This window comes from Corynebacterium sp. J010B-136 (assembly GCF_002967075.1).
Taxonomy (GTDB): Bacteria; Actinomycetota; Actinomycetes; order Mycobacteriales; family Mycobacteriaceae; genus Corynebacterium.
In genome coordinates this window covers 48,411-75,379 of sequence record NZ_PUGE01000010.1, presented here as the reverse complement: position 1 = coordinate 75,379, position 26,969 = coordinate 48,411, and the positions used below count along the sequence as shown (strand labels likewise).

The window sequence follows — 26,969 nt, the reverse complement described above, 5'->3', positions numbered from 1 at the left end:
GAGATCACATCAATCGGGGCGACGGCCGGCGAACTTTGCCTTTATAGGAAATACAAATGCATGGCGCTTAACCTACAGCATTGTTAATGCCGTGTCACGCCATGCACATTTCTAAACAAATAGCCTTAGAGGTTGGCGCGCTTTTCAGCGCCCTTAACACCACCTGTGATGTACCAGCCGGAAAAGAGGATCACGAACCAGATTGGGGTAGCCATCAAAGCAGAACGGGTGTCGTTTTCGAAGGTCAGTACAACGACCATGAACGCGAAGAACGCGAGGACAACCCAGCACATGAACACACCGCCTGGGACCTTGAACTTGGATGCTGCATGGCGCTCAGGGAACTTGCGGCGGAAGACGAGGTAAGCCGCGAGGATCAGGCTCCACACCACCATGAACAGCACAGAAGACACGGTGGTAATCAGCGTAAAGGCGTCGATGACGCTGGCGCCGGCGTACAAGATTGCCAGGCTCGGGACCAGGCAAGCTACCGAGAACAGCAGGCCGCGGGCTGGGACTTGGTTACGGGACAAGATGCCCCAACGCTTAGGCGCTTGGCCTTCGCGGGCCAAGCCAAAGAGCATGCGTGAGGTGGAGAAAATACCACTGTTCGCCGACGATGCGGCAGAGGTCAGCACCACGAAGTTAATGATGCCTGCTGCCGCCGGCAAACCAGCCAGGGCAAACATCTGCACAAATGGGCTGGAGTCACTGTGGACCTTATCCCATGGGGTAACCATCATGATGACTGCAAGAGCCAGGATGTAGAACACGACGATACGAATAGGAATCGAGTTAATCGCGCGAGGCAGGTTCTTTTCTGGGTCCTTGGTTTCTGCGGCAGCGGTACCCGCGAGTTCCACGCCGACGAAGGCGAAGATAGCAATCTGGAATCCGGCGAGGAAGCCCGTGATACCGTTCGGGAAGAAGCCGCCATGGTCGATCAGATTTGAAACCGCGGCGATATCCCCGTCTGGGGACTGGAAGCGCGAAATAATCATCACCGCGCCAACGACGATGAGTGCAGTAATAGCGACCAGCTTGATGATTGCGAACCAAAATTCCAGCTCGCCGAAGTATCGCACCGCCACGAGGTTTAACCCGAACAGCAGCATGATGGTCAACGCACCTGGAATCCACAGTGGAATTCCTGACCACCAGTATTGGGCGTAGCCGGTAATAGCCACGACATCGGCCATGCCCGTGACAATCCAGCAGAACCAGTAGGTCCAGCCGCATACGAAACCGGCGGTAGGCCCGAGAATATCCGAGACAGCATCACGCAGTGACTTGTAGTTAAGGTTCGACAGCAAAAGCTCACCCATCGCACGCATGACGAAGAAGAGCATAAAACCGATGATGCCGTACACCAGGATCACGGAAGGACCAGCCAAAGAGATCGTTTTACCCGATCCCATAAACAGTCCGGTGCCGATAGCACCACCAATAGCAATCAACTGGATATGTCGGTTGCTAAGACCTCGCTGGAGATGGTCTGGCTCCGCGGGAGTGTCGACTACTGGATTGGCGGTTTTAACCTGTGAATGCCCGGGATCATAAGATGCCATAATCTACCTGTCTTGCTAATGGGAAAGTAGGAGCTTAAATGGTAGAGCGTCACTGCACGCTCTCGCACGTACCTACTATTTGATAGAAAAACTACCACTAGCGCTCCACTCCCTTTGTGGAGACACTAGGCTTCGCGTGTTCGGAGATAAGAACCGCCGTTAAGACACCTTGAAATCCAGCACGGGGAAGACATAATCAGCAAGCAAAGGCGCAAGTTCTATATCTGGCTGATTCGGCGCTACCCAGGATAGTTCTGCAATTTCAGCAGCCATTTGAGGCGAAACTGGATCCCCGTCGTAGCTAAACACCGTTGCAATTACGGTATGTTGTGCTTCGTTGGCCGCGGGTGCTTCAAAGACCCCAATTCGGGTTAGACACTCCGGCTCTACCCCAACGCCGATTTCTTCCTTAACTTCGCGGATTGCCGTCTCTACGGCACTTTCCCCCGACTCTGGTTTACCACCTGGAAACATAAATTTGCTCGTCCCGCGTTTGCGCACAGTAAGAACCTTATCCTGTTCGTCGCGAAAGACAACAGCGCTGACATGAATCGAAGGTAAAACCATATCTAGAGACTACGCCGTTAGCATGACTTCCAGCGGCCAGCGGCGACGAGCATGCGGCGGATGCTTTTCAAAGGGATACCCCAGTGAGACATCAATGTGGCTTACTCCATCCACGCGCGTTTCCGCGGGAATGTGCAGGTGGCCATGGATCGCCATCTGTGCATGGTATTTCACCGCCCAATCACGGGTTGCCGTGGTTCCGCACCACAAAGCAATATCCGGCTCGCGCAGCCGATGCGTCGGCTCCACCACGAGCGGCCAGTGGTTGACCAAAATGGTTTGCCCGCGCACCGCATTGAGCCGGTCTTCAGAGTATTCAACGCGCTCGGCACACCACTTTTCGATGTCTACGTAAGGCGCGATCGCAAGTTCATCGTCAAGCGTGATCTTTGCTCTCGCCACTGCCTGCTTTGCTGTGAGCCCCAGCGGGCGAAAGCTGTAATCATAAAGCGTAAACAGCGGGCAGATGGTCACGTTCCCGAAGACCGGATACGGATCTTCCGGGGTTACCACGCCAATCGCGCGCAGCTCACCCACCAGGGCACGGTAGCGTGCCTTGCCGCGGATGCGTTCTGTGGAACGGTTAAAGAGCTCATGATTGCCCGGCACCCAGATCACCTTGGCGAAGCGCTTCGTCAACGGTTTCAGCGCGTGCACAATGTGCGGGATGCGTTCAGCAACGTCACCGGCAACAATCAACCAATCGCCGGGATCGCGGGGAGCCAGCCGATCAACAGCCGCCTGGTTTTCCTTGAAGGTAACGTGCAGATCGCTTACTGCCCACAACGTGCGTGCCATAGATTGAGATTATCGCACCCATTCCTGCGGGGTTGGACCGAGTAGCTCGGAATCGGCGGGGGCGAGCAGGCTGCCATCGCTTAGCGATGCCAACGGCTTCCAACTCACGCAACGAACGCGTCAGCGTCCTATCAGAGATCTCTCCTGCCTTATCCCGCAATTCGCTATAACGCAGCGGGACACTGCTGTCGATCAAAGCTTGGATCAACGTTAGTTTCCAACAACCCCCGATAACAGTCATCGCTGTTTCCACCGGGCATCCGGCTATAGCTCTGGCAGTTAAGTCTCGCATAACTGTGACACTACCGAAGAAGATAACCTTAAAGTCATCTTCTTAGTTCAGTTCCGGATCAGCTAGAGGAATAACCTCACGGTCCCCAACTGGTTGTGAGGTCTCCACCAGAATTGATGCTTGCCTTGCGATGAGCGTACAAATATCCGGTGCGCCAGGGAATCTTCCTTCAATAACCGCGATTTCCACGGCTTCATCGGTTTCTTCTACCACCGCGCGGGTTCCATAACAGCTCTTCGAGCCGGCGGAAAAGAAGACGCGGACGCTGTGATCATCGACAAGCTCGAAGCGCTGCCAATCAACAGCTCTCTCCTGCGAAAGATCGTTGCGTGGTGTGTCGTCGATTTCGGTATCCTCCGATTCTTCCGGCTGGGTGCTCACGCTGGTCGTATTTACAGGCGTGTCTGGACTTCCCTCCGACGCGCAACCCAACAACGCCCCAGAGCACAGCAGTGCACCAATAGAAAGACCACTTGCGAGCTGGCCCTTAAGATTCCGCTTCATAAGAATCACCCATCACTGGTTGCCGTATTACCCAACACTACGGCACATGGGTCTCCTTAACCATGGTTCACAATAGGAACCAAACCTATTGTCGAAGCCCAATAATGCCCACTCAAGTAGGCAAAGTCTGGCGAAAAACGACAGGCCCCGTAACAACAAGTGCCTATTACCTGTTTTGCCGGTCAGAGCCCGCTTCACAATCTTGATTCCAGCTCCAGTTCCATCTAGGTCAAGTTCCAAAATGACTCGATTAGAGCAACCCTTAAAATTCCGCCGTACTCAAGGTTTAGTCCGTCAATGTCCACTCAAGTGTTCACAAATACAGAAACCTACCGGTTTCATACACAACGCCATCTCCTGTTTACCAGGCATTATGCTGCAATCTTCCCACACATTCTCGGCAGATCTTGAATATGAATCTTAAAGTAGTACCATAATTATTAGTACCATTAGCGGTACCATATAGGCGTGGCAAACAGCATCGATGACATTATTCAGAAAATACGAAGAGGCTCCAAGGACATAAAATTCTCCGAACTAGAGAAAGTCTGCGACCACTATTTTGAATCCCGCAATACAAGAAAATCATCACATAAGACCTATAAAACGCCTTGGCCAGGCAATCCTCGCGTCAATATCCAAAATGCCAACGGTAAAGCCAAGTGGTACCAAGCAGTTCAAGTGTTACAAGCTATCGACAAGCTAACTGCCGAGAACAACAAAAAGGAGAACTAATCCCAATGGACGTCAACAAGTACACCTACCAGGTTTCCTGGTCCGAGCCAGACCAAGAGTACGTCGCTATCGTATTAGAGTTCCCATCTCTTTCCTGGCTTGCGCCTGAGCGCAGTGAAGCCGAAGCCGGCCTAGTCTCCCTAGTAGCTGAAGTTATTGAGGATATGAGTGAATCAGGAGAGGAAATTCCGGTTCCGCTAGGTATTCGTACCTACTCCGGAAAATTCAACGTTCGTACTTCCCCATCGCTACACCGCGCGCTGGCCATTAAGGCCAAGGCTGAAGGTGTCTCACTCAACACCCTAATCAATCAAAAGCTGGCCTCGGCGTAAAGCCAGGTTGACGCAGGAACCACGAAAGGCTTGGTAGAAAATCTACCAAGCCTTTAAACTGTGGAGCATAGGAGAATCGAACTCCTGACCTCCTGCTTGCAAAGCAGGTGCTCTACCAATTGAGCTAATGCCCCATCGTTCCGTTGGTGGGCCTAGCAAGAATCGAACTTGCGACCTCATCGTTATCAGCGATGCGCTCTAACCGACTGAGCTATAGGCCCTTAAGCGGAACGAATAGTAACTATACAAGCGGGTTTAATATTGGCCAAATCGCCTGGTCAATCCATGTTTATAGAGTCATCAAGTTGATGCGAAAGTCTTTCAAGGGCGGGCAAGGCATCGGCAATCAGTTGCCGGTCGGAAGAACTAAGGTCAGAGAGGGCATCACGCAATCGTCCGCCGCGTTTCTCCATTTTCGCTTGACGCCGCTTAACAACTTCTTCCACAGGGAAAAACTGTGCAACGCGGGCGTCGCCCGGGTGGGACTGCCGCACCAAAAGACCAGCTTTCACCAATCCACTACACACCCCAGAGACCGTATTCGCGCGCAATCGAAGTGCAGCAGCGATAGTACGAGTTCCCACTCCCGGATGCGCCACGACATAACGCATAACCTCCTGTTCGGAATCAGAAAGCACTTTCTTTCCGCGCCTATCACCCCCTGCCGAATTTCCGGAGGTTAAACCCTGCGAGTTAGCCCGGCGAAGCGTCCGACGTAGCTCAACAACGACAGCCGCCAAACGTTCGGCATCAATTTCAGGCTCCTCGACATAAGGCTCCTCGCGGCGGGAATGTAAACCTGGCTCCAACCGGGTCTCCTTCTGGTTGCTTTCAATTAATTTTCAACGGTAGAACAGCACTATTTTCGTGCCTTAAAACCGCATGTCCACGGGACATTTGATGCCACGCCCAACAGTTCCCGCACCTAAACCTCTTTCAAATAAGGATAGGCTACGGTAAGTTATGCGAAGATACCTCGGTGACCGAGCTATTTCCTATTATCTTAACCGAAAGGACTTTCTTCCATGCATATTCCACACGCACGCAAAGCGATTCCAGCGCTCTTGTGCTCCGCTCTGCTTCTGGCAGGTTGCACCAGTACCGGCGAAGCCGACAGCGGCAACGAGAACGCTGACGCGGCGAGTGCTGAATCCAAAGCAACCGGGGCAAGCGATGCGGCTGCTAGTGGAAATGCTTCGGTGGAAATACCAAGCGTTGATGCACCGGAGCCAGAGCTCCCAATTACTTTCACTGGCGATGACGAAGACGAAATCACCGTAGAAAGTTTGGAACGCGTCTTAGTTTTGGACGATGCCACCATTGAGGTTTTTGACGCGCTTGGTCATCTTGATCTGGTCGGCATTGCATCCGAAGACTCTGCCTATGGCGACCTACTGGGAGATGCTGAGCGAATCACCACTTCTGGTTCAGGCGCCTTGACCGTGGAAGGAGTTGTTGCGCTTCAGCCAACGCTAGTCATTGGTACAAACATGAAGCGCCACGCCGACCTCATCAGTGGACTGCAAGACGCAGGGGTTCCTGCAACGCTTATTAACCGCAGCCAGGATGCCTCTGAAATCATCACTAAAACCGCATCGGTGATTGGTGTAGCCGATGCTGGTGAAGAACTAGCCAAGCAAGTCACTGATGCAGTGTCAGCAGCTGAAGAAAAGGCAGCTGATGTCCCAGAAGATGAGCGCCGTCGCGTCATGGTTTTGTCCTCCAGTGGCGCAGGTGATTCCGGAAATACCACCGGAGCAGGAAGTGACACTCCTGCTGACCAGGTCGTAACTTATGCCGGTGGCATCAACGCTGGTGCCGAATCCGGACTCGACCGGTATCAATCAATTACCGCCGAGGGCCTTGCTGCGGCGCAACCAGAGGTCATCATCGTTGCCGAGAGCGAGGTCGAAGACCTAGGCGGCGAAGACGGCATTTGGGACTATGTTGCTGGATTGAAGGGCACCCCAGCTGCAGAAAATAAAGAGCTCATCATCATGCCTGATGCACAGATCAAAACCGCAGGTGTTCACACGGGTATTGGCGTAGCTAATCTCCAATCCCAGCTCTACCCAGACCTGGGTGCTTAATCGTGACCAAGGTAGATGCTAATCCGCGTGCATCCGCTCCGGCCTTAGGGTTCGTGCGCCGCCCACCTGGGATAATTGTTGCCGGAATATTCGCAGGTCTGCTCGCCCTCGCGTTGGTAGCTGGAATCGTTATCGGTCCTCTTTCATTAGAACCTGGCGAGGTTCTTCGGATAATCTTCTCCAAGCTCACCGGTGGATCTGCAGCAGGATTTGATGAAGCAACCGTTCACGTTGTGTGGGAACTTCGCCTTCCACGCGTAATTCAAGCAGCCATCGTCGGCGCTTCGCTGGCTATTGCTGGCGCCGCGCTTCAGGGGTTGTTCGGCAACGCTCTAGCAGACCCCGGGATCGTGGGAGTCACTTCCGGTGCTTCCTTGGGCGCCATTATGGCTATCGTGCTAGGACTGACGGTCTTTGGTTCTTGGACTGTGCCTCTCATGAGTTTTATCTTCGGTGTCGGAACCACCGCATTGATCTATGTGCTGGCAAGACCAGGGCGTGGCGGCGGAACCGTACAGCTGCTCCTAGTTGGTATCGCAATCACCGCCATCGGTGGTTCTATCAATGGATTTTTTACCTATATCGCTGACACTACGGAACTTGAATCCATTGTTTATTGGTCCATGGGTTCACTCAATCGCGCATCCTGGGAGTCCATCGCCGCTGCTTTACCATTTTTCATCATCGGACTTATCGCATTGATGTCCTTGGCCAGAGCTCTTGATGTTTTGGCTCTGGGCGAAAAGCAAGCAAAGCACGTCGGCCTTAACGTTAAAAAGAGCCGCATCTGGCTCGTTGTTGCCACCGCCATCATCGTTGCTGCGGCAGTAGCGACCGCTGGTTCTATCGGTTTTGTAGGCCTGGTCATCCCCCACATTGTTCGTATGATTGTGGGACCTGGTCACAAGTGGCTCTTGCCTATTTCGGCGCTCGGTGGCGGTTTGATGATTGTTGTGGCAGATATCGCCGCACGCACGCTGAATCCACCGTCTGAGGTACCCATCGGTCTGTTTACCGGGTTGGTTGGCGGACCATTTTTCATGTGGCTGCTGTACCGAAATCAAAAGAACCAAAGGGGTTGATCCATAATGCTTGTAGCAGAAGATATCTGCGTAACCCTTGGCTCCACAGAGATCCTAAATTCTGTATCCACTCACCTCAAAGCAGGTGAAATTACAACCCTCATTGGCCCTAACGGAGCGGGCAAATCCACATTATTTGCCGCGTTGGCTGCCGATGTCGAACCCACCGCCGGACGTGTAGTTCTAGACGGGCAAAATATTGGAAAATACAATCCTAAAGAACTCGCGCTCAAACGTGCGGTATTGCCCCAGGATCAAGTGGTGCGGTTTAGCTATTCCGTGGAAGAAATCGTCGAACTAGCCCGGCTCTCTCATGAGACTTCTCCTGATGAAGATTCAGAGATCATCACCAATTCTTTAGATCGCGCTGAAGTAGAGCACCTGCGCCTGCGTGACGTGCAAACTTTATCCGGTGGTGAAATGTCCCGCGCAGGGTTTGCCCGGGTGCTGGCGCAAACGACGCCAGTTTTGCTTCTCGATGAACCCACTGCCGCCCTTGATCTACGACACCAAGAATTAGTACTGCGTAACGCTCGGCAGCTTCGAGACTTCGGCGCATGCGTAGTAATTGTCTTGCACGATTTAAATTTAGCCGCGGCTTATTCCGACCGCGTCATAATGATGGCAGATGGCCACATCGTGGCCGACGGTACTCCAGAGGAAGTATTTACCGCTGAAAGAATCGAAGAAGTGTACCGCCAGCCAGTTGTAGTCACTTCTCACCCCACGCGTGACTGTCCACTTATCTTGAGCACGGACTAAGGCTAGTTAGGGTGGCATCGACAACCACAAGGCCCCACATCGCACATAAATGCTGATGTGGGGCCTTCGAACTTTGAGGTCTAAATAGGTTTAACTATTTGGACTTCGTGGACTTGTTAGCGTCCTGCAGGCCAAGATCTAGCCCGCCGAAAAGATCGACGATGGAATTGTAGATAACTGCCAACAGCGGCGCCAAAATGGTGTTGAAAATGGCCACCACCACGCCGATCAAGGCGCAGATGGCAAAGACCATGCCGAAGGTGATGGTCTGCGTGCCACCGACATCGAAGATGAGGGAATTCATTGACTCCCAAATCCCGAACTGGCTCATACCGAAGTACAGCAGCACTACTGCTATCAACCAGGCCACTAGACCCACTAGTGACATGGCCAAACCGACGCGAAACGCCGATAGCGGTGTGATTCGCTTCAGCGAAACATTTCGTCGTGCCATAGGAATTACTCCTTGTTGTCGGAATCGTTGTCCTGGTCACCTGGCTTATTAGGGTCAAGTTCCTGTCGAGCATCCTCCACAGTCTTTTCGCCCTTAGCTACAGCCAGTGCTTCTTCTTCCCCATCATCTTCCACGTTGCGGTCGATGACAAGCAACTCAACATCATCGCTCAGGTTCACCAAACGCACGCCCATGGTTGCGCGCGAGGATGGACGAATCTCATTGACCTCAGTGCGGATAACGCCGCCAGCAGAGGTAATAGCGAAGATTTCATCATCTTCCATCACGGTAATCGCACCGATCAGCTTGCCGCGCTTTGGCGTGTACTTAAAGGTCATCACGCCCAAGCCACCGCGGCCTTGTGGAGCGTATTCCTCGATAGCGGTGCGCTTACCGTAGCCGCCGGAGGTAGCCACCAACAGGTAGCCGCCTTCCTGGACGACAGACAGGCTCAGCAGCTGGTCATCGCCGCGGAAACGCATACCCTTAACGCCGGCAGTTGCACGGCCCATTGGGCGCAGCTGCTCATCATCGGCAGTAAAGCGAATGGCTTGGCCTTGCTCAGAGGTCAGCAAGATATCGTCATCATCAGAAACCAGCTGCGCACCGATCAAAGAGTCACCCTCATTGAGGTTGATCGCAATCAGACCAGCAGAACGTGCGGATTCATAATCAGTCAGACGGGACTTCTTCACGCGCCCCTGCTTGGTTGCTAGAACAAGGTAAGGCGCATCCTCATAGGACTGAATCTGAATGACCTGGGCGATCTTTTCTTCCGGCTGGAATTCCAGCAGGTTCGCCACGTGCTGGCCACGCGCGGTGCGTGATGCCTCTGGCAACTCATAGGCCTTGAGGCGGTAGACGCGACCGAAGTTGGTAAAGAACAAGATCCAATCGTGGGTGGAGCAGATGAAGAAGTTCTTGACGATATCGTCTTGCTTCAACTCCGCGCCACGCACGCCCTTGCCACCGCGCTTTTGCGCCTTGTAGGAATCAACCTTGGTGCGCTTGGCGTAGCCGGTAGCGGTGATGGTGACAACTACGTTTTCGCGGGCAATTAGGTCTTCGTCGGTGACGTCGCCGGTTGCAGCAACAATCTGGGTGCGGCGTTCATCGCCATACTTTTCGACGATTTCCTGCAGTTCATCATGCACGATCGCACGCTGACGCTCAGGCTTAGCCAGAATGTCCTTGTAGTCAGCGATCTCAAGCTCGATCTCTGCCAACTCATCAACGATCTTTTGACGCTCCAGAGCAGCCAGGCGACGCAGCTGCATGGCCAAGATGGCATCGGCCTGAATGGTGTCAACGTCCAACAGGGACATCAAACCTTCGCGGGCTTCATCCACGGTTGGGCTGCGACGGATCAGCGCGATGACCTCATCGAGCATATCCAGTGCCTTGACCAGACCACGCAGGACGTGTGCGCGCTTTTCGGCTTCATCCAAGCGGTACTGGGTACGGCGAACAATGACCTCGATCTGGTGAGCCACGTAGTAACGCAGCATCTGATCGATACGCAGGGTGCGTGGCACGCCATCAACGATGGAGAGCATGTTTGCGCCGAAGGAAGTTTGCAGCTGGGAGTGCTTGTACAAGTTATTGAGCACCACGCGTGCTACGGCATCACGCTTGAGCGTAATAACAATGCGCATGCCCACACGGTCAGAAGATTCATCTTCAATCTTGGAGATACCAGCGATCTTGCCGTTGGCCACGGACTCCGCGATATTGGTGACCAAGTTATCTGGGTTGACCTGGTAAGGCAGCTCCGTAATAACGATGGTCTGGCGTGAGCCCTGCTCTTCAATGGAGGTCACACCGCGCATGCGGATAGAACCACGGCCGGTGGTGTAAGCATCCTTAATGCCGCTATCGCCGACGATCAAGCCGTAAGTTGGGAAGTCTGGACCTTTCACAAACTTCATGCACGCTTCCAGAGATTCTTCTTCGGAAGCTTCTGCGTTTTCTAGCAACCAGAAAATGGCATCAGCCAATTCGTTGAGGTTGTGCGGCGGGATGTTGGTAGCCATACCAACGGCAATACCGCCGGAACCATTCATCAACAGGTTAGGAATACGCGATGGCAGAATATCTGGCTCTTGGGTCTTGCCATCGTAGTTTGGTGAGAAGTCCACGGTGTTTTCCCGAATATCGCGCACCATTTCCATCGCCAAAGGCGTCATGCGGCACTCGGTATAACGCATTGCTGCCGGGCCGTCATTACCTGGGGAACCGAAGTTACCCTGGCCATCAATCATTGGGTAACGCATATTCCATGGCTGCGCCAGACGCACCAGCGCGTCATAAATAGCCGAGTCACCGTGTGGGTGGAAATGACCCATGGCATCTGCAACTGGACGCGCAGACTTCACATAGCCGCGCTCAGGACGGTAACCCGAGTCATACATCGCATACAAAATGCGACGGTGTACTGGCTTTAGACCGTCTCGTACTTCTGGTAGCGCACGACCAACAATGACAGACATTGCATAGTCGATATAGCTGGTTTCCATTTCCTCATTGATGTCAATGGGGTGGATCTTGTCAAAAAGATCGCCGTTATCATCGCTCATAACGGCCTATTCTAGCCTTTCCGGCCATTTAATGCTCGATCGTGGTATCACGGTGATACCATTTTGGCTATGGCGATGACCCTACGTTTAACTCCCGAACAAGATCACGCATTAACCCTGCTCGCATCCGCGCACGGCACGTCCAAACATGAGGCCGTTGTCCGCGCTATTGCCCTGGCCGCTACGCGAACTGTCCAAGATGCCACCGTGGATGAATTAGCGCGTGAGCACATCAAAGGACACCGTGAATTAGAAGCCGATATCCGCCGTTCTCGCGGGCAGGCTTTGCGATGAGAACAGAACAACTCCTTATTGTCGCCCAACGCTTTTGCGAAGCTCATCGCGTGCGGATTGTTAATTATTCAGCGCTGGTAGCAGCCTCTGCTGCAGCGCATGCGCGTATCGATGGCATCGCCATCCACGACAATATCTACCAAGCAGCCGCCAGCTTGAATGATGTATTGACCAAAGTGGAAGCATTAAGCGGGAACAATAAGGAATTCGCTGCGATCTGCGCCAAAATCTACTTGGATTCCCAAGAGATGGCTTAATAACCAGCTACTATGGTCAGCATGTCGAATCTCTCCCAGCTACTGGAACCAGAAACTCGCTCTTTAGTTCTCAAAGATTTATCCCAGTTCGTAGACAAAACCGTTGCAGAGCAATCCGGTATCTCCGGCATGGCTATTAAAGGCGCGGTATCTGCTGCCACCAAGGTCAGCCCTGATTTTATCTCCCGGGGCCTCAACAAAATCCTGCCCGATATGCTGGGTGATTTGGAACCATACTGGTCAGACTTCGAGTCCTCCGGTTCCCAGGACTTTGGCGCGTTCTTAGATAAAGATTCCGCGGCTGTTGCCGATGCCCTTATGTCCACCGCCGATCAACACGCTGAGCGCATCACCATTGCACCGGTTGCTAAAGCATATAAATCGCTACGTAATAAAGGCGCTTCCATCGTTGAAGGAGAAGTTGCCGATCTAGGCAGCATCCTGCACAAACACATGAATTAAGCGGGAATAGATCCCGTTAATTCATCCCTCACATCCCAAAGGTTTCCTAAAAGGGTTCTGGGTACAGCTCTGCGAGTACGAAATTGTTTGGATCTAATGATTCCGGCAGGTGCTCGCGGAGCTTTTCTGCGTCATAGTCAATGAGGATGCAGCCCAGCCACAACCGCTTAGAGCCATACGGGATGCGGTCACCAGTCATATCTAGCTCGGACTGCGCTGCCTGCATCCACAATGGTCCGGCATAGTTCGGTTTCTCTGCCACATCTGCCTCAGTCGGGGCTCCACCGTGAACAATCGGATCAGTTGCCTCAACAAAATCGGAGAATAACTCCGGAATAATTCCTGCTTTCTCCGGGGCAGCGAAGAACGCTACGGTGACATAAGTCAGTGGCTTCACATCCTCCTGACCAGCTGCGATCTCAGACTTCGTTTGCGGCTTGCGCAATAAATTCATTGCAAAGCTACCTATTAAGGTGCCCGGAAACGCCGTTGGTTCACGGATATCTTCGAAGAAGAACTTCTCCCGCAGCTCATCATCATTGATTTTCTCTTCATCAAATTCGACCAAGGCATTGAGCTCGTATAACTGCCACTGCAGTGGTGAATCCAGCTGGTCATAGACCGCCTGGGTCCGAAGAGACCACAGTTCGAATTCATCATCACTCGGGAGAGGTTTCGGTGAATATGCCAAGATCTTGGCATCCGCCTGGGCAATACGTTTCTCATACAACGCATAGGCGCGGTCAAGGTCTTCTGGCTTCGCGATGAACTGGGTGGTCAGGATCTCAACGGTCATGCGCCCCAGAATAGAGAAAACACCGTGGAAGCGTATTTTCGCTTCCACGGTGCATCGATAAGCAACTGCTTATTTTAGATATCCAAGAAACGGACATCCTTCGCACGACGGGTAATAAAGGAACGACGTGCCGCGACATCATCACCCATCAAAATGGAGAAGAGCTCATCGGCGCGCTGTGCATCCTCCAGATCCACGCGGCGCAAAATGCGGTTTGTCGGATCCAGCGTGGTCTCCCACAGCTCGGATGCGTTCATCTCACCCAGACCCTTGTAGCGCTGGATGCCGTCATCCTTGTTGATCTTTCGGCCAGCGTTCAGGCCTTCTTCCAGCAGCTTGTCACGCTCTGCATCCGAGTAGGCGTAGCCTGGCTTACCCTTGCCCCATTTGAGCTTGTACAGCGGTGGGTTAGCAAGGTACACGTGGCCTTCTTCGACCAACTGCGGCATGAAGCGGAAGAGCAAGGTCAGCAACAAGGTAGCGATGTGCTGGCCATCGACATCGGCGTCGGCCATCAGCACAATCTTGTTGTAGCGCAGCTTAGAGATATCAAACTCTTCATGGATACCAGTGCCCAGAGCTGTAATAATGGCCTGGACCTCGGCGTTTTTCAACACCTTATCCATGCGTGCCTTCTCCACGTTCAAGATCTTGCCACGCAGCGGCAAAATAGCCTGGAACATCGAGTCACGGCCACCCTTTGCAGAACCACCAGCGGAGTCACCCTCCACGATGTACAGCTCAGAGATCTTTGGATCCTTGGTACGGCAATCGGCGAGCTTACCTGGCAAACCACCCAAGTCCGTCGCGGACTTACGGCGTACCAATTCACGTGCTTTACGCGCTGCCACACGCGCCTGCGAGGACGCTACCGCCTTGTTGACGATGGCCTTGGCTTCCGCCGGGTTGGCATCGAACCAATCGTTAAGGTGCTCATTGACCGCGCGCTGCACAAAGCCCTTGATCTCAGAGTTGCCCAGCTTGGTCTTGGTCTGGCCTTCGAACTGCGGATCAGCAACCTTTAGCGAAACAACTGCTGCAAGACCCTCACGGCAGTCATCACCAGTTAAGCTGCCGTCTTTTTCGCGCATGAGCTTGTGCTCTTTGGCGTAACGGTTCATCAAAGACGTCAGCGCGGACCGGAAACCTTCTTCGTGCGTACCACCTTCATAAGTGTTGATAGTGTTCGCGAAGGTGTGCGTGGATTCCTTGTAGCCCTGGTTCCACTGCATAGCGACCTCTACCTCATGGTCATTGCCCTTAACATCGAAGGCAACCACGGTTGGGTGGATCGCGGACTTGGTCTTGTTGAGGTACTTAACGTAATCAACCAGACCATCTGGGTAGTGGTAAGTGACCTTCTTCTGCAGCTTCTTCGAAGAATCTTCAGTCTTTGCTGGCGCAGGGGTATCCGCGCCTTCTTCTTCAAAGTCATCAACGTCTTCATCATCAAAAGAAGTGCCGTCGAGCTGCTTTTCGCCGGATTCCGCATCCGCGATAGCTTCAAGATCTAACTGTTCTTTGGTGACTCGCTCATCAATAAGCTGGATAGTCAGGCCCTTATTAAGGAAAGCCATCTCCTGCAGACGACGCGCGATGGTGTCATAGTCATACTCGGTGGTTTCAAAGATCTCTGGATCAGCCCAGAAACGAATCTTAGTACCAGTACCGCGGGCATTGCCGCCTTCTTTGAGTTCTTCCGGAACAGCGTTGTTGAACTCCTGGTACCAGTGCTTACCATCAGTCTTGATTTCTGCTTCCACGCGCGTAGACAGCGCGTTCACCACAGAAATACCAACACCGTGCAGACCACCGGAGATAGCATAAGAATCCGAGTCGAACTTACCGCCAGCGTGCAGCTGCGTCATTACAACCTGGACCGTCGGTGCACCTGAGGCGTGCATGCCGACTGGGATACCGCGGCCATCATCTGTAACTTCCACGCCGCCATCTGCCATGAGGCGAACAATGACCTTGGAAGCATGACCTGCCATGGCCTCATCGACCGAGTTGTCAACGACTTCCCAGATCAGGTGGTGCAAACCACGAGGACCGGTGGAGCCGATATACATACCTGGACGCTTACGGACGGCCTCTAAGCCCTCCAGGATCGTAATTGACCCAGCGTTATATTCCGGTTGGGTAGCCACGAAACCGTGTACTCCTTTATTCCAAATTTATACGGTGGCAAAGACGCCATCATAGAAATCAATAATGCGATAAACCCCTAGAACTAAGGGTGAACTAAACAAGGCAGCTGAACTTAGCGTCTGTGTAGTTCTAAGACTTTATCCATTCTACACTGTGTCCCCCTACCTAGACAGACTCCACTTCGCCCAAACGCCAAAATATGCGTTAATTTTTACCTTTGTTGAGCGCCCAACGCCCTCAGCGAAATAAAAGCCGCTGAGAACAAGCAGGTTAACAGGGGTTTAGATCGAGATTGATAATTTAACCGTATGTATCCTTCGAGCCCTGCGGTTTTACCCACATTGGCCCTTCATAGTTCTTATGTTGTTTAGGCCCGGAAATTTTCAGTTGATAAATGACATCTGGTCCCACTTGCTCAGAAATCCGCTGCAAGATCTGCCGTTGTAAATAACGCAGCTGCGTACCCCAATTGGAGTTATCGCAGGCAACATAGATAATGCCATTTTCGATCCGATCAGGATGTGTATGTTGCGCGATTTTCTCACCAACCAGCTTGTGCCAATGGCCAGTAATCCACCCATGCGCCAAATCATGTTCCCAGCCACGCGAAGTAACTTCACGGGCAATATGCGATCCAAGCTTTGGAATATCAACACTACGCCGGCGCCGACGTCCATCCGCTCCGGTCTCCCGACCTTTGCCGCGATAACGCGGGCGCGGAGTCTTTGATAATTCCGCAATATCAAAACCTGGCACCTGGGGGACGGGGATTCCCTGAGGTTTGTCCACCGGCATTTTTGCGACTTTGGACTTAGATACGTGATGCAGCTTCGGCGGATTCGGCGAACGCTTGCGAATATGCTCAAAGGCTTGTTGAACGGGGTCTGTATTAGACATCTTCGTCACCAGCCTTATCTGATTCGCCGTGCTCCTTTTCTTCTATTCTAGGCGCAGCGACATCTTCCTCAGTAGGGTTTTCGTCGGGAGTGCGCAAAATGGAGATGCGGCCGCTATCTGTATCTTCTACACCGATCTCAAAGCGCTGCATCGGGATTAAGTTTTCCGGCAGATCCTCATCTACTGCAGCAGTAATAAAGACTTGCTCGACATCGGCAGCAAGCTTGACTAATTTTTCACGGCGCTTGGCATCGAGCTCAGCAAAGACATCATCCAAGATCAAAACCGGATCAGAGTCTTCAGAACGCAGCAGTTGAAACTCTGCAAAGCGCAAGGAAATGGCATAAGACCAGGTCTCACCGTGGCTCGCAAAGCCTTTCGCCGGCGCCGTGCCTAAGTGTAATTCCACATCATCGCGATGCGGGCCGACCAAAGAGATACCGCGCTCGATCTCGCGCTGGCGTTTAGCTCCCAGCTCTGCGAGCATGACTGCTTCTAAGACTTCTCGATCAGTGACATCGATGGTGGATTTATACGCAATGTGCGCTGGCCGCGACTCTGGCGCTAACCCCTCATATGCTGCAGGGATCAGCTCAGTTAGCCGATCAATAAGCTCTAGTCGGGCTGCAATAACCTGCGCGCCCAGGCTAGCCAGCTGGGTATCCCACACATCTAGAGTCGATAAGGCCGAAGCACCTTCAGTGTCTCCATATCCGCGACGCATGGCTGACGATGCTGATTTCAACAATGCATTGCGTTGGCGCAAAACCTTGTCATAATCAGCCTTTACTCCAGCTAAACGCGGAGTACGCGTAGCAATAATGTCATCAAGATAGCGTCGACGTTCTGCTGGTTCCCCGCGCACTAATGCCAAATCTTCCGGCGAGAATAGGACGGTTTTTACGACGCCTAATAATTCACGCGGTGTTTTGCACCGCGTGCGGTTGATCTGCGCTTGGTTAGCAGCATGCGGCTTGATTAATAAATGCGCTGTGAGCTCGCGGCCTTGATTGACTGCGGTAGCTGATACGCGAGCACTAGAAGTTCCTTGCCGCACCAGCGGAGCATCCTGGTTAACGCGGTGCGAGCTTAAGTGCGCGACATAGCCTAAAGCCTCAACGATATTGGTCTTTCCAAAACCATTGCGGCCAACAAATAACACTATGCCGGGATTCAGATCGAGGTTTAACTCCGACCACGATCGAAAATCACGCAGGTCAAGCTCACGAATATACATCTAGTGCGTAGTTTAACCAGGCAAACGTACTGGCATCAAAAGGTAAGTGAAGAAAGTATCCGGAGTTGGGAAATTACCATCTTCATCTGCTTCAGGCAGTTCTTCTGGCTCAGGGATCATAATTGCCGGACGTGATGGCTCAGTAAATCCGAAAACGACGCGATCCGTTGGGATTACAGCGAGTCCGTCTTTGAGGAAGCCCGGGTTGAAAGCAATGAGTAATTCATCGCGACCAGTAAAAGCACAAGGAATGGTTTCTTCGGCATTACCGGTATCGGTGGCACCTGCAGCTAGCTGTACTTCGCCTTCGCTAAAGAGCATGCGGATCTGGGCGTTACGATCAGTTAGCAAAGAGACACGGCGAATAGCCTCTTGCAGTGGTCCGATCTCAACCGATGCCATCGCGGTGTGCGACTTAGGCAGAAGGTGAGAAACCGTTGGGAAATCGGCATCGAGCATACGCGTTGTGGTCTCGCGGTTATCTGCGTGCAAACCGAATAGACCATCAGCTGCAATGCTGTCACCAGTACCAACAGCGATTTCAATGGGATCAGTGATGTGTGAATCCAAAGAACGCGCAGTTTCCTGCAGCGTTTTCGCTGGTACCAACAACTGAGTTTTTACTTCTTCAGCGGTTGGTTCCCACTCCAAAGTGCGCACTGCCAGACGGAAACGGTCCGTTGCTGTCAAAGTTACTTCTTTGCCTTCGATAGCCATGCTGATGCCCGTAAGCATCGGCAGCGTGTCATCTTTGCCAGCGGCAGCGGCAACCTGGGAGACAGCTTCTGAGAAAAGCTGTGGATGAACCTTGCCTGTAACCTCCGGCAAGACCGGCAACTGTGGGTAATCTTCCAAAGAAATAGTGGGCAGCTCAAAACGCGAAGAACCACACTGGATCAAAACCTTGGTGTCTTCTTGACGGATATCAACCGGCTTATTCGGCATAGCCGCAACGATGTCAGACATAAGTTTGCCTGCTACAGCAACCCGTCCTGGTTCTTCGATCTCAGCGGCGATTCGAACACGAGTCGAAACTTCGTAGTCGAATCCGGCGATCTCTAAGCCATTGTCATCTGCAGTGAAAATCATTGCTCGCAGTACTGGCTGCGCGGCCTTCGTCGGTAGGTTTCGGGCAACCCATCCAACTGCATGGCTGAGGTCATCTTTAGCCACACGAAATGACACGGCGTTGGTCGTTTGGGTTTCCATGTGCGTCTTTACTCTCCTTGACTCACTTTCGATGCGTCGTGCCCAGTGTTCACACTGTTGTCATTCAACGCACGCCGACTAGGTCGTTTCGGGTTATTTCTGCTTGGTACCTGGTGATGAACAACAAGTTGTAATTACCAAAAGCGCAGCGAAATACCTGAATCTTCCCGGTTTCAAAAATTCTTGGGATCTAGCAACTTACAAAAATTGCTTTCTTGCAACTGCTTCTAACTTAACCGGTCGCAGCGCTTTGGCGCTACTCGCTCGAAGTTTTTGTAATTCGCGAAATCGGCGCTTCCCGGCGGCGGGTACTCGAACTTCCACACAGGCCCCCTTTCTTCTAGGTGATCTAGAAATAAAGTTAGTAGTAGTAATAACCGTTGTGAATCCTGTGGGTAATCACAAGAAAACGGTGGTCGGTGGCTAGATCGATCGTGTGTGATCACATGTGATCAAGCTGTGGATAGATCGGAGCAATTGTGGATAACTCGAATTACACGAAAGTTATCCACAGGAGGGTCAAAGTTATCCACTGAGATCGCACAGCGGTGATCACAGCAGGTCGGAGGTTTTCTTGAGCTTGTGAAAATCAATCTTGTGAGCAAGCTCATTAAATTACAACAATGGAATTACACATGTGTGAATAACCTTGTGGATAACTTTTTGCCTGCTAAGAGCACTAAAACCACCAAACCCGCCTAACCAAGAGAAATAATCTTGGCTAAGCGGGCAGAAGATTGGGGTTAGCTTCGGGCGCGTCCCTTAATGCGTTGAGTAAGAACCTGGATCTCGTCGTAGGTCTCACGCTTTTCTGTCATTTCTTTTCGGATCTTGCGCTCGGCGTACATAACAGTGGTGTGGTCTTTGCCGCCGAATTGCTCACCAAGTTTCGGCAGCGAAAGATCTGTCAGTTCACGGCAGAGATACATCGCCAACTGTCGGGCATGGGCGATATCGCGCTTTTTGCCAGATCCGGTCAAAGTTGAGACATCGATATCGAAGTACTCTGCGGTGACTTCAATAATCGTATTCGGCGTGATTTGTTCAGCCGCAGAATCTGGTGCCAGGTCGCGCAGCGCAACTTCTGCCATTTGAATGTTGATCGGTTCATTGACCAAAGAGGAATAAGCGGAGACACGGATCAGTGCGCCTTCAAGCTCACGAATAGAAGTTTCAAAGCGCGAGGCGATGAGTTCCAGGACCGCTCGATCAACGGTGGTGCCATCGGCAGAAGCCTTCTTCATCAAAATGGCAATACGAGTTTCCAGATCTGGCGGCTGAATATCTGTAATCAGTCCGCCTTCAAAGCGGGTTCGCAACCGGTCTTCCAGAGTGGTCAACTGCTTCGGCGGGCGGTCCGAAGACAAAATAATCTGCTTATTAGCTTGGTGCAGAGCATTGAAGGTATGGAAGAACTCTTCCTGGGTTGATTCTTTACCTTCTAAGAACTGAATATCATCAACCATCAAAATATCGAGGTTGCGGTAACGGCGCTTGAAAGATTCCTGCCTATCATCACGCAAAGAGTTGATGTAGTCATTAGTAAATTCTTCCGAAGATACATATTTCACGCGCAGCCCCTTGTGCAACAGCTGCGCGTAATTACCCGCTGCATGCAACAAGTGGGTTTTGCCCAGGCCGGAGCCGCCCCAAATAAACAGAGGGTTATAAGCACGGGCTGGGTTTTCTGCTACGGCTACCGCGGCGCCGTTAGCAAAACGATTCGAGGAACCAATAACGAAGTTATCGAAGGTGTGCTTCGGATTTAAAGATTGTTCGCGATTGGGATCATGTGCCGGGCGCTCACGGGGAATACGCGCTGAGGATGGCGCCTGGAAAGAAGTCTGGTGCGACTGCTGGCTTTGATAAATATCAGCTAGATCATCCAGGTTCGCTGGGGAATGACTAGTCTGCCAAGACTGCTGCGATCCAAAAGAACCAGACGATGGATCCTCAGTCATGTCATGACGGTTGCTCGCAAGATCATTAAAGCGGGGATTCTGCTCCCGCTGGTCGTGATGGGTTTGCTGAGTCTGCTGCGTTTGCGGTGGTTGTTGCCCCAAATTGGTTGAGGTTGGCCACGCCGCAGAATCTGGAGAGCGGAAGTTGTGCTCTTGCTGACTGTAATTCTGGTTCAGGTTTTGCTCGGGGGCTGGCTCGTATGCAGAAGGCTGAGCTTCCTGAAAGTTCTGGTTGGTGACATCGACCTGGTTTAAACGCGGGCGTTGTTCTTCTACATCAAACTGTCCCATTTGTGGCGCAGGCTGTGTCTGAGACTGCGCAACTTCTTGTGGGGGCGCCACAGTTACCGCAATAGAACAAGGGCGTCCCATCTGACGGGATAGACCGGCGGCGATATGGGTAGAAAGCTCTGCTTCGACGATGTCTCGGCCATTTTGATCTGGGGTCGCCAAAAGTGCATAGCCGTCATTGATCATGATGGGCTTTAAAAGCTGCAGGTAAATTCGCTGCTGCGCAGTAAAAGTCGGAACTTCCGAGTTGGGTTGTTCCGAGCGCCGAATCAGATCTTCGACGATGGCACGCCACGTGGAATTCAGGGACGATTGTTGGTCAGACACACCAAAGCCCTTTGCATTGAAATAGTTAAACGGACAGAAATAAAAGAGCAGGCTTGCGCCTGCTGCGCGACTATTGCCTAGATCACAATGTGCACTAACGTGCAGGTACTGGCCCTAGCCGTGGGAGAACTTGTAATTTATGCATTAACAGCCAAATTTCATTTTCTCACTGAACTTTCCACAGTTGGAATTCGGTGCCTACCTTGTAGTCCACAGAGTTATCCACAGGTGTGAAAAGATTGGTTATCCACAGCCTAGTCTATGGATGTGGATAACTCCCAATAGCCTTAAATTTTGCATTTACCTGCAGTAATGACTGAAGTCTAAAGTTTAAATTGAGAGTTATCCACATCACCGCCCAGGTTGTGAACAAGTTGATTACTCATGTTTACCCGTTTTTTGAACCCGCTGTCTAGTGATGTACGTTTTCGCGATTGCTTTTGGCGCGATAGGAAATCGGTGTCAAAATCCTGAAGGTTCAAGGCCGCAGGATGAGCCCATGAAAGTGGCGTTATCCAGCAGGTAAAAACATCTTTGTAATTTCGGGTACCCCTGTGTGTCGATTTGTTTAATGCACGTCAAATCACGTAATCTGTCATGGTCTATCGCAGCAATATGGCTGTGCGTGAGTATGTGTCTTGCCCCGTGTGCAAAATGCTCGTCGAAAAGCGCTTCTTTTTAGCGCTGTCGAGGAAGTCTTGACCGGTGGTGAAACGTTAACTACCCACATTTGTAAATTTTTTTTACGGGCTTGGTGTGCCTTGTGTGCCTAGCCCGGTGAACCTAGAGGAGAATATCGTGGCAAAGGGAAAGCGTACATTCCAGCCAAATAACCGTCGTCGTGCTCGTAAGCACGGCTTCCGTACCCGTATGTCCACCCGTGCGGGTCGTGCCATCGTTGCGGCTCGCCGCAAGAAGGGTCGCGCAAAGCTGACTGCTTAATCCGTGCTTCCCACATCGAACAAGCTCACTTCGCCGACACAGTTTCGTCGGACAATTAAGCGTGGGCGTCGCGTGGGGTCGCATACTGTTGTCGTGCATGCATACGACACAACTTCTGAAGCCGAACTCGTGACCACTGGTCCGCGGTTCGGCTTGGTTGTTTCTAAAGCCGTTGGGAATGCTGTGATTCGACACCGCACTTCCCGGCGGCTTCGGCATGTGTGCATGGCCTTAGCGGATGAGCTACCAGCAAATTTGGATATTGTTATTCGGGCATTGCCGCCAAGTTCTCAAGCCAGTAGCGCAGAACTGGAAAAAGATCTGCGCTCCGCTTTGCAGCGGGTTCGCAAGAAGCTTGAGAAGAGTTCTTAAATGAGCGGGGATGTCTATTTCAATTCCGACGGCGAAGAAATCCCAAAGCCTCGTGGCGCAGCAAAACCTTTGGTAAAAGCGGTACGCTTCTATCAAAAGCACGTGTCCCCGCTAAAGACGGTGTCAACCTGCCGCTTCGAACCAACATGTAGTGCCTATGCACTCGAAGCGGTTTCTGTTCATGGTGCGGTACGCGGAGCTGGTTTAGCTGCGGCTAGGCTGGTCAAATGCGGTCCGTGGCATCCGGGCGGGTTTGACCCGGTGCCGAAGAAGTAACACATTTTATCGATCAGTTGAGGAAACCAATCCCCAGTGCTTAATTTCATTTATTGGCCGATTTCATTCGTGCTGTACTGCTGGCATTGGCTACTGAGTCTTGTGCTTGACCCCGCTGCGGGCATCACGTGGATTCTGGCCATTGTTTTGCTGACCTGGACCCTAAAGGCCATCATGGTCAAGCCGACCCTGACCTCGCTGCGTTCACAGCGCAAGATGCAGGAATTGCAGCCAAGGCTGCAAGAGGTACGTAGCAAGTACGCCAACGACAAGACCAAGCAAGCAGAAGAAATGCAGAAGGTCTACAAGGACGCCAAGGTGCGTCCGATGGCAGGCTGCTTGCCGATGCTGGCGCAGGTCCCAATGTTTATTGGTTTGTTCCACGTTCTGCGTTCCTTTGACCGCACCGTCTCAGTTGCAGGCGGCATTGGACACCCAGCGGGTGAGCCAATGTCCATTGAGATGAACCGCTCAATTGGTAACTACTTCTTCAACCCAGAACAGGTTCAGTCTTACCTGGATGCCGAGCTCTTCGGTGTTCCACTGGTTGCAAACCTGCGTTTGAACTCACCAATTCTGCACGATGTCACGACTCTGCAAGCGGCGCTGATTATTGTTCCGCTGATTCTCATCATTGCAGTTCTGACTCACCTGAATGCTCGCATGTCGCTTGATCGCCAGGAAGCACGGCGTGCCTCCGGCAAGACCCAAGCTCCACAGGGTCAAAATGCTGAGATGATGCAGCAGCAAATGGCGATGATGGGCAAGATGATGCTGTGGGTTATGCCCGGCATGCTGGTTATCTCCGGCTTCATCTGGCCAATCGGTCTGTTGTTCTACATGCTGTCCAACACCGTCTGGACCTTTGTTCAGACCCGCATGGTCAATAACCACATGGACCGCGAGGAAGAAGCAGAAGAGCAGGCAAAAATTGAGCTCAAGCGCACCACCGCGCCAAAGCCAGGTGCTCGCAAGCGCGATACCCGCACTAAGAAGCAGCGTAAGCAGGGCAACAATTAATAATAAATAGGCTGCTGTATTTTTAGCCTTTATACTTTAAAGCGTCTGGGATAGTTTGATTCCAGGCGCTTTTTAGATCCCCTCAATTCTATTCGTGACCAAGGAGTTACTTGCGTGGAGCCGTCGGAAGTATTCAAAGACCGTCTGCCATTAGCGGAGAAATACCATGACTTGCTAGCAACAGACGGCTCCACCCGCGGCTTTATCGGCCCGCGTGAGGTTCCACGGTTGTGGGAACGGCACCTGATTAACTGCGCCGTTATTGGTGATGTGATGGATGAAGGCGCGACTGTTGTCGATGTTGGCTCAGGCGCAGGGCTGCCAGGTATTCCTTTAGCTATCGCCCGCCCTGATCTGCAGATCACCTTGATCGAGCCTTTGCTGAAGCGTTCCGTGTTTCTGCAAGAAGTCGTCGACAAGCTAGCCCTTGACAACGTCACGGTTATCCGCGGCCGGGCTGAAGAAGGACCTATCAAAAAGGCCGTGGCCGGCGCTGACATCGTTACTTCCCGCGCAGTGGCTCCCCTGGGCAAGCTTGCGAAGTGGTCACTGCCGCTGGTTCGCCGCGGTGGTGAAATGATCGCCATGAAAGGTGAGTCTGTACACGAAGAATTAGCTCGCGATGCAGCTGATATTAAAAAGGCTGGCGGCGGAAAAGCCCAGGTTGAGGTAGTGCGCGGGACTACCATTATCCGTATCCCACGGGTGAACTAGAGTGGTGGATATGAACAAACCGCGCCTGATTACTATTGCGAATCAAAAAGGCGGTGTGGGAAAGACCACCACTGCTGTAAACCTTGCTGCTGCCTTGTCCGAGTCCGGCAATAAAGTGCTGGTCATCGACCTTGACCCGCAAGGCAATGCGTCGACCGCGGTTAATGTTGAACACAGTTCCGGCACTCCGTCTAGCTATGAATTGCTCCTAGGCGATATTGACGCAGATCAGGCCATGCAGGCATCTCCAACGCTGGAGAATCTGTTTTGTATCCCAGCCACCATTGATCTGGCCGCGGTCGAAATTGAGATGGTCTCGCTGGTACGCCGCGAGTTTAGACTTTACGACGCACTGCATAAGGGCTTTTTGGACAAGCATGGCTTTGACTATGTCTTTATCGACTGCCCGCCGTCTTTGGGATTGTTAACCATTAACGCGATGACATGCGCGGAAGAAGTTATTATCCCGATTCAATGCGAGTACTACGCGCTAGAAGGTGTGGGTCAGCTGCTGGGTAATATCACCATGATTCGTCAGCATCTCAATGAAGACTTGCACATCTCTGGCGTGCTTTTGACCATGTATGATGCACGTACCAAGCTGGCATCGCAGGTCGCAGATGAAGTCCGCGAGCAATTTGGCGCAGTGGTCTTAGGAAATATCATTCCGCGTTCGATTCGCGTGTCTGAGGCACCGGGCTTTGGCAAGACCGTAATTGAATATGACCCTTCGTCACCTGGCGGCCACGCTTATGTCGCAGCAGCAAGAGAGCTGCATGAACGCGGTGACTATGTTCCACATGAAACTACCGGTGTCATTGGTGTGAGTCCGGAAATTTATGCGGAATTAGAAGCTTAAGGCTGGAGAGATACTTTATGGCTGATAAGAAACCACAGGCACGATCAGGCGGGCTCGGCAAAGGCCTTGCTGCTTTGATCCCTACGGGACCTGATGCTCCCACGCGCAAGCCGCGTCTAGGTGATAGTGCAGCTGACGTAATCTTGGGCGCTGCCAAGCCACGCGATGGCCAAGGCAAAGCCGGCGCTGAGGAGACTGATTCGAAGTCTGCGAAGCCTAAAGGCGGTTTAGGCTCCGGCAGTTCATCTGCTGGCGGCAATAAGCGCGTTGCAGGTGCTCCGACTATTGCGACGACGAACTCTAAAAAGCGTCAGCCTAAGCCGGCATCGATCGGCGCAACCTACCGCGAGATCTCAATTGGTGAGATCCAGCCGAACCCAAAGCAGCCGCGCACCGTCTTCGCCGAAGAAGAACTCAATGAATTGGTGCACTCCATTCGTGAGTTTGGCCTGTTGCAACCCGTTGTAGTTCGCCCATCCGGCCAAGGTGGCTTTGAGCTGATTATGGGTGAGCGCCGTTGGCGTGCAGCGTCTAAGGCTGGCCTGGCGACGATTCCAGCGATTGTTCGCGATACTCAAGATGATTCCTTGTTGCGCGATGCGTTGTTGGAGAATATCCACCGTGTGCAGCTCAACCCTTTGGAAGAAGCTCACGCTTATCAGCAGCTCCTGGAAGAATTTAACGTCACGCAAAATGAGTTAGCTGATCGGATTGGACGCTCACGTCCACAGATCACCAACACCATTCGTCTGCTGCGCCTGCCCGTTGAAGTGCAGCGCCGCGTTGCAGCGGGCGTTTTAAGCTCCGGTCATGCGCGTGCATTGTTGGGCTTGGAAGATAAAGACGTCATGGACAAACTAGCGCAGCGCATCGTTGCCGAAGGCATGTCTGTGCGCGCGACTGAAGAAGCCGTGACGCTAATCAAGCGCAATGGCATGCCTGACGCTCCACAACCGAAGCCTGCACAGCCACAGCCGGAGATCTACACCAACGCGGGAGAACGCCTCTCAGACCGCTTTGACACGAAGGTAACCGTGACAATGGGCAAGCGAAAAGGCAAAATGGTAGTTGAGTTCGGCGATCAAGAAGACTTCGAACGCATCATGGCCTTGATCGACGGCGCAGGAGCACAAGGCTCTTAGTC

General features: G+C 52.4%; 29 protein-coding genes and 2 tRNA genes. 15 read left to right on the top strand and 16 right to left on the bottom strand.

Features of this window, described 5'->3' with window-relative positions; genetic code table 11:
* Window positions 1–125 precede the first annotated feature (125 nt).
* From cycA to C5Y44_RS12700, 5 genes are all read right to left on the bottom strand, one after another.
* The gene (cycA, locus tag C5Y44_RS12720) at window positions 126–1,568 is read right to left on the bottom strand and encodes a D-serine/D-alanine/glycine transporter (RefSeq protein WP_105325264.1); all 1,443 of its coding nucleotides are present in this window, start codon (window positions 1,566–1,568) and stop codon (window positions 126–128) included.
* Between the two features lie 159 nt (window positions 1,569–1,727).
* Window positions 1,728–2,135, bottom strand: a complete 408-nt coding sequence (locus C5Y44_RS12715) for an NUDIX domain-containing protein (protein WP_105325263.1) — start codon at window positions 2,133–2,135, stop codon at window positions 1,728–1,730.
* Between the two features lie 9 nt (window positions 2,136–2,144).
* The gene (locus C5Y44_RS12710; protein WP_105325262.1) at window positions 2,145–2,933 is read right to left on the bottom strand and encodes a metallophosphoesterase; all 789 of its coding nucleotides are present in this window, start codon (window positions 2,931–2,933) and stop codon (window positions 2,145–2,147) included.
* Complete coding sequence (locus C5Y44_RS13630; protein ID WP_158255487.1) at window positions 2,866–3,174, bottom strand: winged helix-turn-helix transcriptional regulator; 309 nt, start codon at window positions 3,172–3,174, stop codon at window positions 2,866–2,868. Before C5Y44_RS13630 ends, C5Y44_RS12710 begins: the two co-directional genes overlap by 68 nt.
* A gap of 93 nt (window positions 3,175–3,267) precedes the next feature.
* Complete coding sequence (locus tag C5Y44_RS12700; protein ID WP_233189986.1) at window positions 3,268–3,729, bottom strand: hypothetical protein; 462 nt, start codon at window positions 3,727–3,729, stop codon at window positions 3,268–3,270.
* A 468-nt stretch (window positions 3,730–4,197) separates the two neighbouring features.
* Between C5Y44_RS12700 and C5Y44_RS12695 the strand changes: the two genes are divergently transcribed.
* Complete coding sequence (locus C5Y44_RS12695; protein WP_105325261.1) at window positions 4,198–4,464, top strand: toxin HicA; 267 nt, start codon at window positions 4,198–4,200, stop codon at window positions 4,462–4,464.
* Between the two features lie 5 nt (window positions 4,465–4,469).
* Complete coding sequence (locus C5Y44_RS12690; RefSeq protein ID WP_105325260.1) at window positions 4,470–4,796, top strand: type II toxin-antitoxin system HicB family antitoxin; 327 nt, start codon at window positions 4,470–4,472, stop codon at window positions 4,794–4,796.
* Between the two features lie 61 nt (window positions 4,797–4,857).
* Here C5Y44_RS12690 and C5Y44_RS12685 read toward each other — a convergent pair.
* From C5Y44_RS12685 to C5Y44_RS12675, 3 genes are all read right to left on the bottom strand, one after another.
* A tRNA-Ala gene (locus tag C5Y44_RS12685) sits at window positions 4,858–4,930 on the bottom strand.
* A gap of 10 nt (window positions 4,931–4,940) precedes the next feature.
* A tRNA-Ile gene (locus C5Y44_RS12680) sits at window positions 4,941–5,017 on the bottom strand.
* Window positions 5,018–5,074: 57 nt separating this feature from the next.
* The gene (locus C5Y44_RS12675) at window positions 5,075–5,605 is read right to left on the bottom strand and encodes a MarR family winged helix-turn-helix transcriptional regulator (RefSeq protein ID WP_105325259.1); all 531 of its coding nucleotides are present in this window, start codon (window positions 5,603–5,605) and stop codon (window positions 5,075–5,077) included.
* A gap of 216 nt (window positions 5,606–5,821) precedes the next feature.
* Here C5Y44_RS12675 and C5Y44_RS12670 point away from each other — a divergent pair, with 216 nt between their 5' ends.
* From C5Y44_RS12670 to C5Y44_RS12660, 3 genes are read left to right on the top strand one after another with little or no spacing between them, the layout of a single operon-like run.
* Window positions 5,822–6,886, top strand: coding sequence for an ABC transporter substrate-binding protein (locus C5Y44_RS12670; RefSeq protein WP_105325258.1), 1,065 nt, complete (start codon window positions 5,822–5,824; stop codon window positions 6,884–6,886).
* A 2-nt stretch (window positions 6,887–6,888) separates the two neighbouring features.
* A complete protein-coding gene (locus C5Y44_RS12665) occupies window positions 6,889–7,968 on the top strand; it encodes an iron ABC transporter permease (RefSeq protein WP_199186063.1) in 1,080 nt (359 codons plus the stop codon).
* Window positions 7,969–7,974: 6 nt separating this feature from the next.
* Complete coding sequence (locus C5Y44_RS12660; RefSeq protein ID WP_105325257.1) at window positions 7,975–8,730, top strand: heme ABC transporter ATP-binding protein; 756 nt, start codon at window positions 7,975–7,977, stop codon at window positions 8,728–8,730.
* 94 nt (window positions 8,731–8,824) lie between these two features.
* Here the strand turns inward: C5Y44_RS12660 and C5Y44_RS12655 are convergent, their stop codons facing one another.
* Window positions 8,825–9,184, bottom strand: a complete 360-nt coding sequence (locus tag C5Y44_RS12655; protein WP_105325256.1) for a DUF3566 domain-containing protein — start codon at window positions 9,182–9,184, stop codon at window positions 8,825–8,827.
* A gap of 5 nt (window positions 9,185–9,189) precedes the next feature.
* Window positions 9,190–11,760 carry a DNA gyrase subunit A gene (gene gyrA / locus C5Y44_RS12650; protein WP_066791942.1) on the bottom strand — a complete coding sequence of 857 codons (2,571 nt, stop codon included), beginning with the start codon at window positions 11,758–11,760 and terminating at the stop codon, window positions 9,190–9,192.
* Between the two features lie 69 nt (window positions 11,761–11,829).
* On the opposite strand from gyrA, the gene C5Y44_RS12645 reads away from it, so the two are divergent.
* From C5Y44_RS12645 to C5Y44_RS12635, 3 genes are read left to right on the top strand one after another with little or no spacing between them, the layout of a single operon-like run.
* Window positions 11,830–12,054 carry a CopG family transcriptional regulator gene (locus C5Y44_RS12645; protein ID WP_066791940.1) on the top strand — a complete coding sequence of 75 codons (225 nt, stop codon included), beginning with the start codon at window positions 11,830–11,832 and terminating at the stop codon, window positions 12,052–12,054.
* Complete coding sequence (locus tag C5Y44_RS12640) at window positions 12,051–12,311, top strand: cell filamentation protein Fic (RefSeq protein ID WP_066839494.1); 261 nt, start codon at window positions 12,051–12,053, stop codon at window positions 12,309–12,311. The genes C5Y44_RS12645 and C5Y44_RS12640 overlap by 4 nt, the downstream gene beginning before the upstream one ends.
* A 21-nt stretch (window positions 12,312–12,332) precedes the next feature.
* On the top strand, window positions 12,333–12,773 hold the full coding sequence (locus C5Y44_RS12635) for a hypothetical protein (RefSeq protein ID WP_105325278.1): 441 nt from the start codon (window positions 12,333–12,335) through the stop codon (window positions 12,771–12,773).
* Window positions 12,774–12,819: 46 nt separating this feature from the next.
* Here the strand turns inward: C5Y44_RS12635 and C5Y44_RS12630 are convergent, their stop codons facing one another.
* From C5Y44_RS12630 to dnaA, 6 genes are all read right to left on the bottom strand, one after another.
* Window positions 12,820–13,569, bottom strand: coding sequence for a hypothetical protein (locus C5Y44_RS12630; protein WP_105325255.1), 750 nt, complete (start codon window positions 13,567–13,569; stop codon window positions 12,820–12,822).
* A gap of 74 nt (window positions 13,570–13,643) precedes the next feature.
* Window positions 13,644–15,719 carry a DNA topoisomerase (ATP-hydrolyzing) subunit B gene (gene gyrB, locus C5Y44_RS12625; RefSeq protein ID WP_105325254.1) on the bottom strand — a complete coding sequence of 692 codons (2,076 nt, stop codon included), beginning with the start codon at window positions 15,717–15,719 and terminating at the stop codon, window positions 13,644–13,646.
* Between the two features lie 301 nt (window positions 15,720–16,020).
* Entirely contained in the window at window positions 16,021–16,617 is a 597-nt protein-coding gene (locus C5Y44_RS12620; protein ID WP_105325253.1) for a DciA family protein, read from the bottom strand.
* On the bottom strand, window positions 16,610–17,854 hold the full coding sequence (gene recF / locus C5Y44_RS12615; RefSeq protein WP_105325252.1) for a DNA replication/repair protein RecF: 1,245 nt from the start codon (window positions 17,852–17,854) through the stop codon (window positions 16,610–16,612). The genes C5Y44_RS12620 and recF overlap by 8 nt, the downstream gene beginning before the upstream one ends.
* 12 nt (window positions 17,855–17,866) lie before the next feature.
* Entirely contained in the window at window positions 17,867–19,063 is a 1,197-nt protein-coding gene (gene dnaN / locus C5Y44_RS12610; protein ID WP_105325251.1) for a DNA polymerase III subunit beta, read from the bottom strand.
* Between the two features lie 743 nt (window positions 19,064–19,806).
* The gene (dnaA, locus tag C5Y44_RS12605) at window positions 19,807–21,642 is read right to left on the bottom strand and encodes a chromosomal replication initiator protein DnaA (protein ID WP_105325250.1); all 1,836 of its coding nucleotides are present in this window, start codon (window positions 21,640–21,642) and stop codon (window positions 19,807–19,809) included.
* Window positions 21,643–22,440: 798 nt separating this feature from the next.
* On the opposite strand from dnaA, the gene rpmH reads away from it, so the two are divergent.
* From rpmH to C5Y44_RS12570, 7 genes are all read left to right on the top strand, one after another.
* Complete coding sequence (gene rpmH, locus C5Y44_RS12600) at window positions 22,441–22,584, top strand: 50S ribosomal protein L34 (RefSeq protein WP_003847033.1); 144 nt, start codon at window positions 22,441–22,443, stop codon at window positions 22,582–22,584.
* Window positions 22,585–22,587: 3 nt separating this feature from the next.
* Window positions 22,588–22,956: a ribonuclease P protein component gene (gene rnpA, locus C5Y44_RS12595; RefSeq protein WP_066797230.1), complete on the top strand. Its 369-nt coding sequence runs from the start codon at window positions 22,588–22,590 to the stop codon at window positions 22,954–22,956.
* Window positions 22,957–23,232, top strand: coding sequence for a membrane protein insertion efficiency factor YidD (gene yidD / locus C5Y44_RS12590; protein ID WP_197462032.1), 276 nt, complete (start codon window positions 22,957–22,959; stop codon window positions 23,230–23,232).
* 36 nt (window positions 23,233–23,268) lie between these two features.
* Window positions 23,269–24,252, top strand: a complete 984-nt coding sequence (gene yidC / locus C5Y44_RS12585) for a membrane protein insertase YidC (protein ID WP_105325249.1) — start codon at window positions 23,269–23,271, stop codon at window positions 24,250–24,252.
* 114 nt (window positions 24,253–24,366) lie between these two features.
* Window positions 24,367–24,966, top strand: a complete 600-nt coding sequence (gene rsmG / locus C5Y44_RS12580) for a 16S rRNA (guanine(527)-N(7))-methyltransferase RsmG (RefSeq protein ID WP_233189985.1) — start codon at window positions 24,367–24,369, stop codon at window positions 24,964–24,966.
* 10 nt (window positions 24,967–24,976) lie between these two features.
* The gene (locus C5Y44_RS12575; protein ID WP_066798043.1) at window positions 24,977–25,825 is read left to right on the top strand and encodes a ParA family protein; all 849 of its coding nucleotides are present in this window, start codon (window positions 24,977–24,979) and stop codon (window positions 25,823–25,825) included.
* 17 nt (window positions 25,826–25,842) lie between these two features.
* Entirely contained in the window at window positions 25,843–26,967 is a 1,125-nt protein-coding gene (locus C5Y44_RS12570) for a ParB/RepB/Spo0J family partition protein (protein ID WP_105325247.1), read from the top strand.
* Window positions 26,968–26,969 lie beyond the last annotated feature (2 nt).

What these genes read in the sequence shown, in the direction of transcription:
- cycA (WP_105325264.1), bottom strand. Translation starts at nt 1,568, where the DNA reads ATGGCATCTTATGATCCCGGGCATTCACAGGTTAAAACCGCCAATCCA.
- C5Y44_RS12715 (WP_105325263.1), bottom strand. Translation starts at nt 2,135, where the DNA reads ATGGTTTTACCTTCGATTCATGTCAGCGCTGTTGTCTTTCGCGACGAA.
- C5Y44_RS12710 (WP_105325262.1), bottom strand. Translation starts at nt 2,933, where the DNA reads ATGGCACGCACGTTGTGGGCAGTAAGCGATCTGCACGTTACCTTCAAG.
- C5Y44_RS13630 (WP_158255487.1), bottom strand. Translation starts at nt 3,174, where the DNA reads ATGACTGTTATCGGGGGTTGTTGGAAACTAACGTTGATCCAAGCTTTG.
- C5Y44_RS12700 (WP_233189986.1), bottom strand. Translation starts at nt 3,729, where the DNA reads ATGAAGCGGAATCTTAAGGGCCAGCTCGCAAGTGGTCTTTCTATTGGT.
- C5Y44_RS12690 (WP_105325260.1), top strand. Translation starts at nt 4,470, where the DNA reads ATGGACGTCAACAAGTACACCTACCAGGTTTCCTGGTCCGAGCCAGAC.
- C5Y44_RS12670 (WP_105325258.1), top strand. Translation starts at nt 5,822, where the DNA reads ATGCATATTCCACACGCACGCAAAGCGATTCCAGCGCTCTTGTGCTCC.
- C5Y44_RS12660 (WP_105325257.1), top strand. Translation starts at nt 7,975, where the DNA reads ATGCTTGTAGCAGAAGATATCTGCGTAACCCTTGGCTCCACAGAGATC.
- C5Y44_RS12655 (WP_105325256.1), bottom strand. Translation starts at nt 9,184, where the DNA reads ATGGCACGACGAAATGTTTCGCTGAAGCGAATCACACCGCTATCGGCG.
- gyrA (WP_066791942.1), bottom strand. Translation starts at nt 11,760, where the DNA reads ATGAGCGATGATAACGGCGATCTTTTTGACAAGATCCACCCCATTGAC.
- C5Y44_RS12645 (WP_066791940.1), top strand. Translation starts at nt 11,830, where the DNA reads ATGGCGATGACCCTACGTTTAACTCCCGAACAAGATCACGCATTAACC.
- C5Y44_RS12640 (WP_066839494.1), top strand. Translation starts at nt 12,051, where the DNA reads ATGAGAACAGAACAACTCCTTATTGTCGCCCAACGCTTTTGCGAAGCT.
- C5Y44_RS12635 (WP_105325278.1), top strand. Translation starts at nt 12,333, where the DNA reads ATGTCGAATCTCTCCCAGCTACTGGAACCAGAAACTCGCTCTTTAGTT.
- C5Y44_RS12630 (WP_105325255.1), bottom strand. Translation starts at nt 13,569, where the DNA reads ATGACCGTTGAGATCCTGACCACCCAGTTCATCGCGAAGCCAGAAGAC.
- C5Y44_RS12620 (WP_105325253.1), bottom strand. Translation starts at nt 16,617, where the DNA reads ATGTCTAATACAGACCCCGTTCAACAAGCCTTTGAGCATATTCGCAAG.
- recF (WP_105325252.1), bottom strand. Translation starts at nt 17,854, where the DNA reads ATGTATATTCGTGAGCTTGACCTGCGTGATTTTCGATCGTGGTCGGAG.
- dnaN (WP_105325251.1), bottom strand. Translation starts at nt 19,063, where the DNA reads ATGGAAACCCAAACGACCAACGCCGTGTCATTTCGTGTGGCTAAAGAT.
- yidD (WP_197462032.1), top strand. Translation starts at nt 22,957, where the DNA reads ATGAGCGGGGATGTCTATTTCAATTCCGACGGCGAAGAAATCCCAAAG.
- C5Y44_RS12575 (WP_066798043.1), top strand. Translation starts at nt 24,977, where the DNA reads ATGAACAAACCGCGCCTGATTACTATTGCGAATCAAAAAGGCGGTGTG.
- C5Y44_RS12570 (WP_105325247.1), top strand. Translation starts at nt 25,843, where the DNA reads ATGGCTGATAAGAAACCACAGGCACGATCAGGCGGGCTCGGCAAAGGC.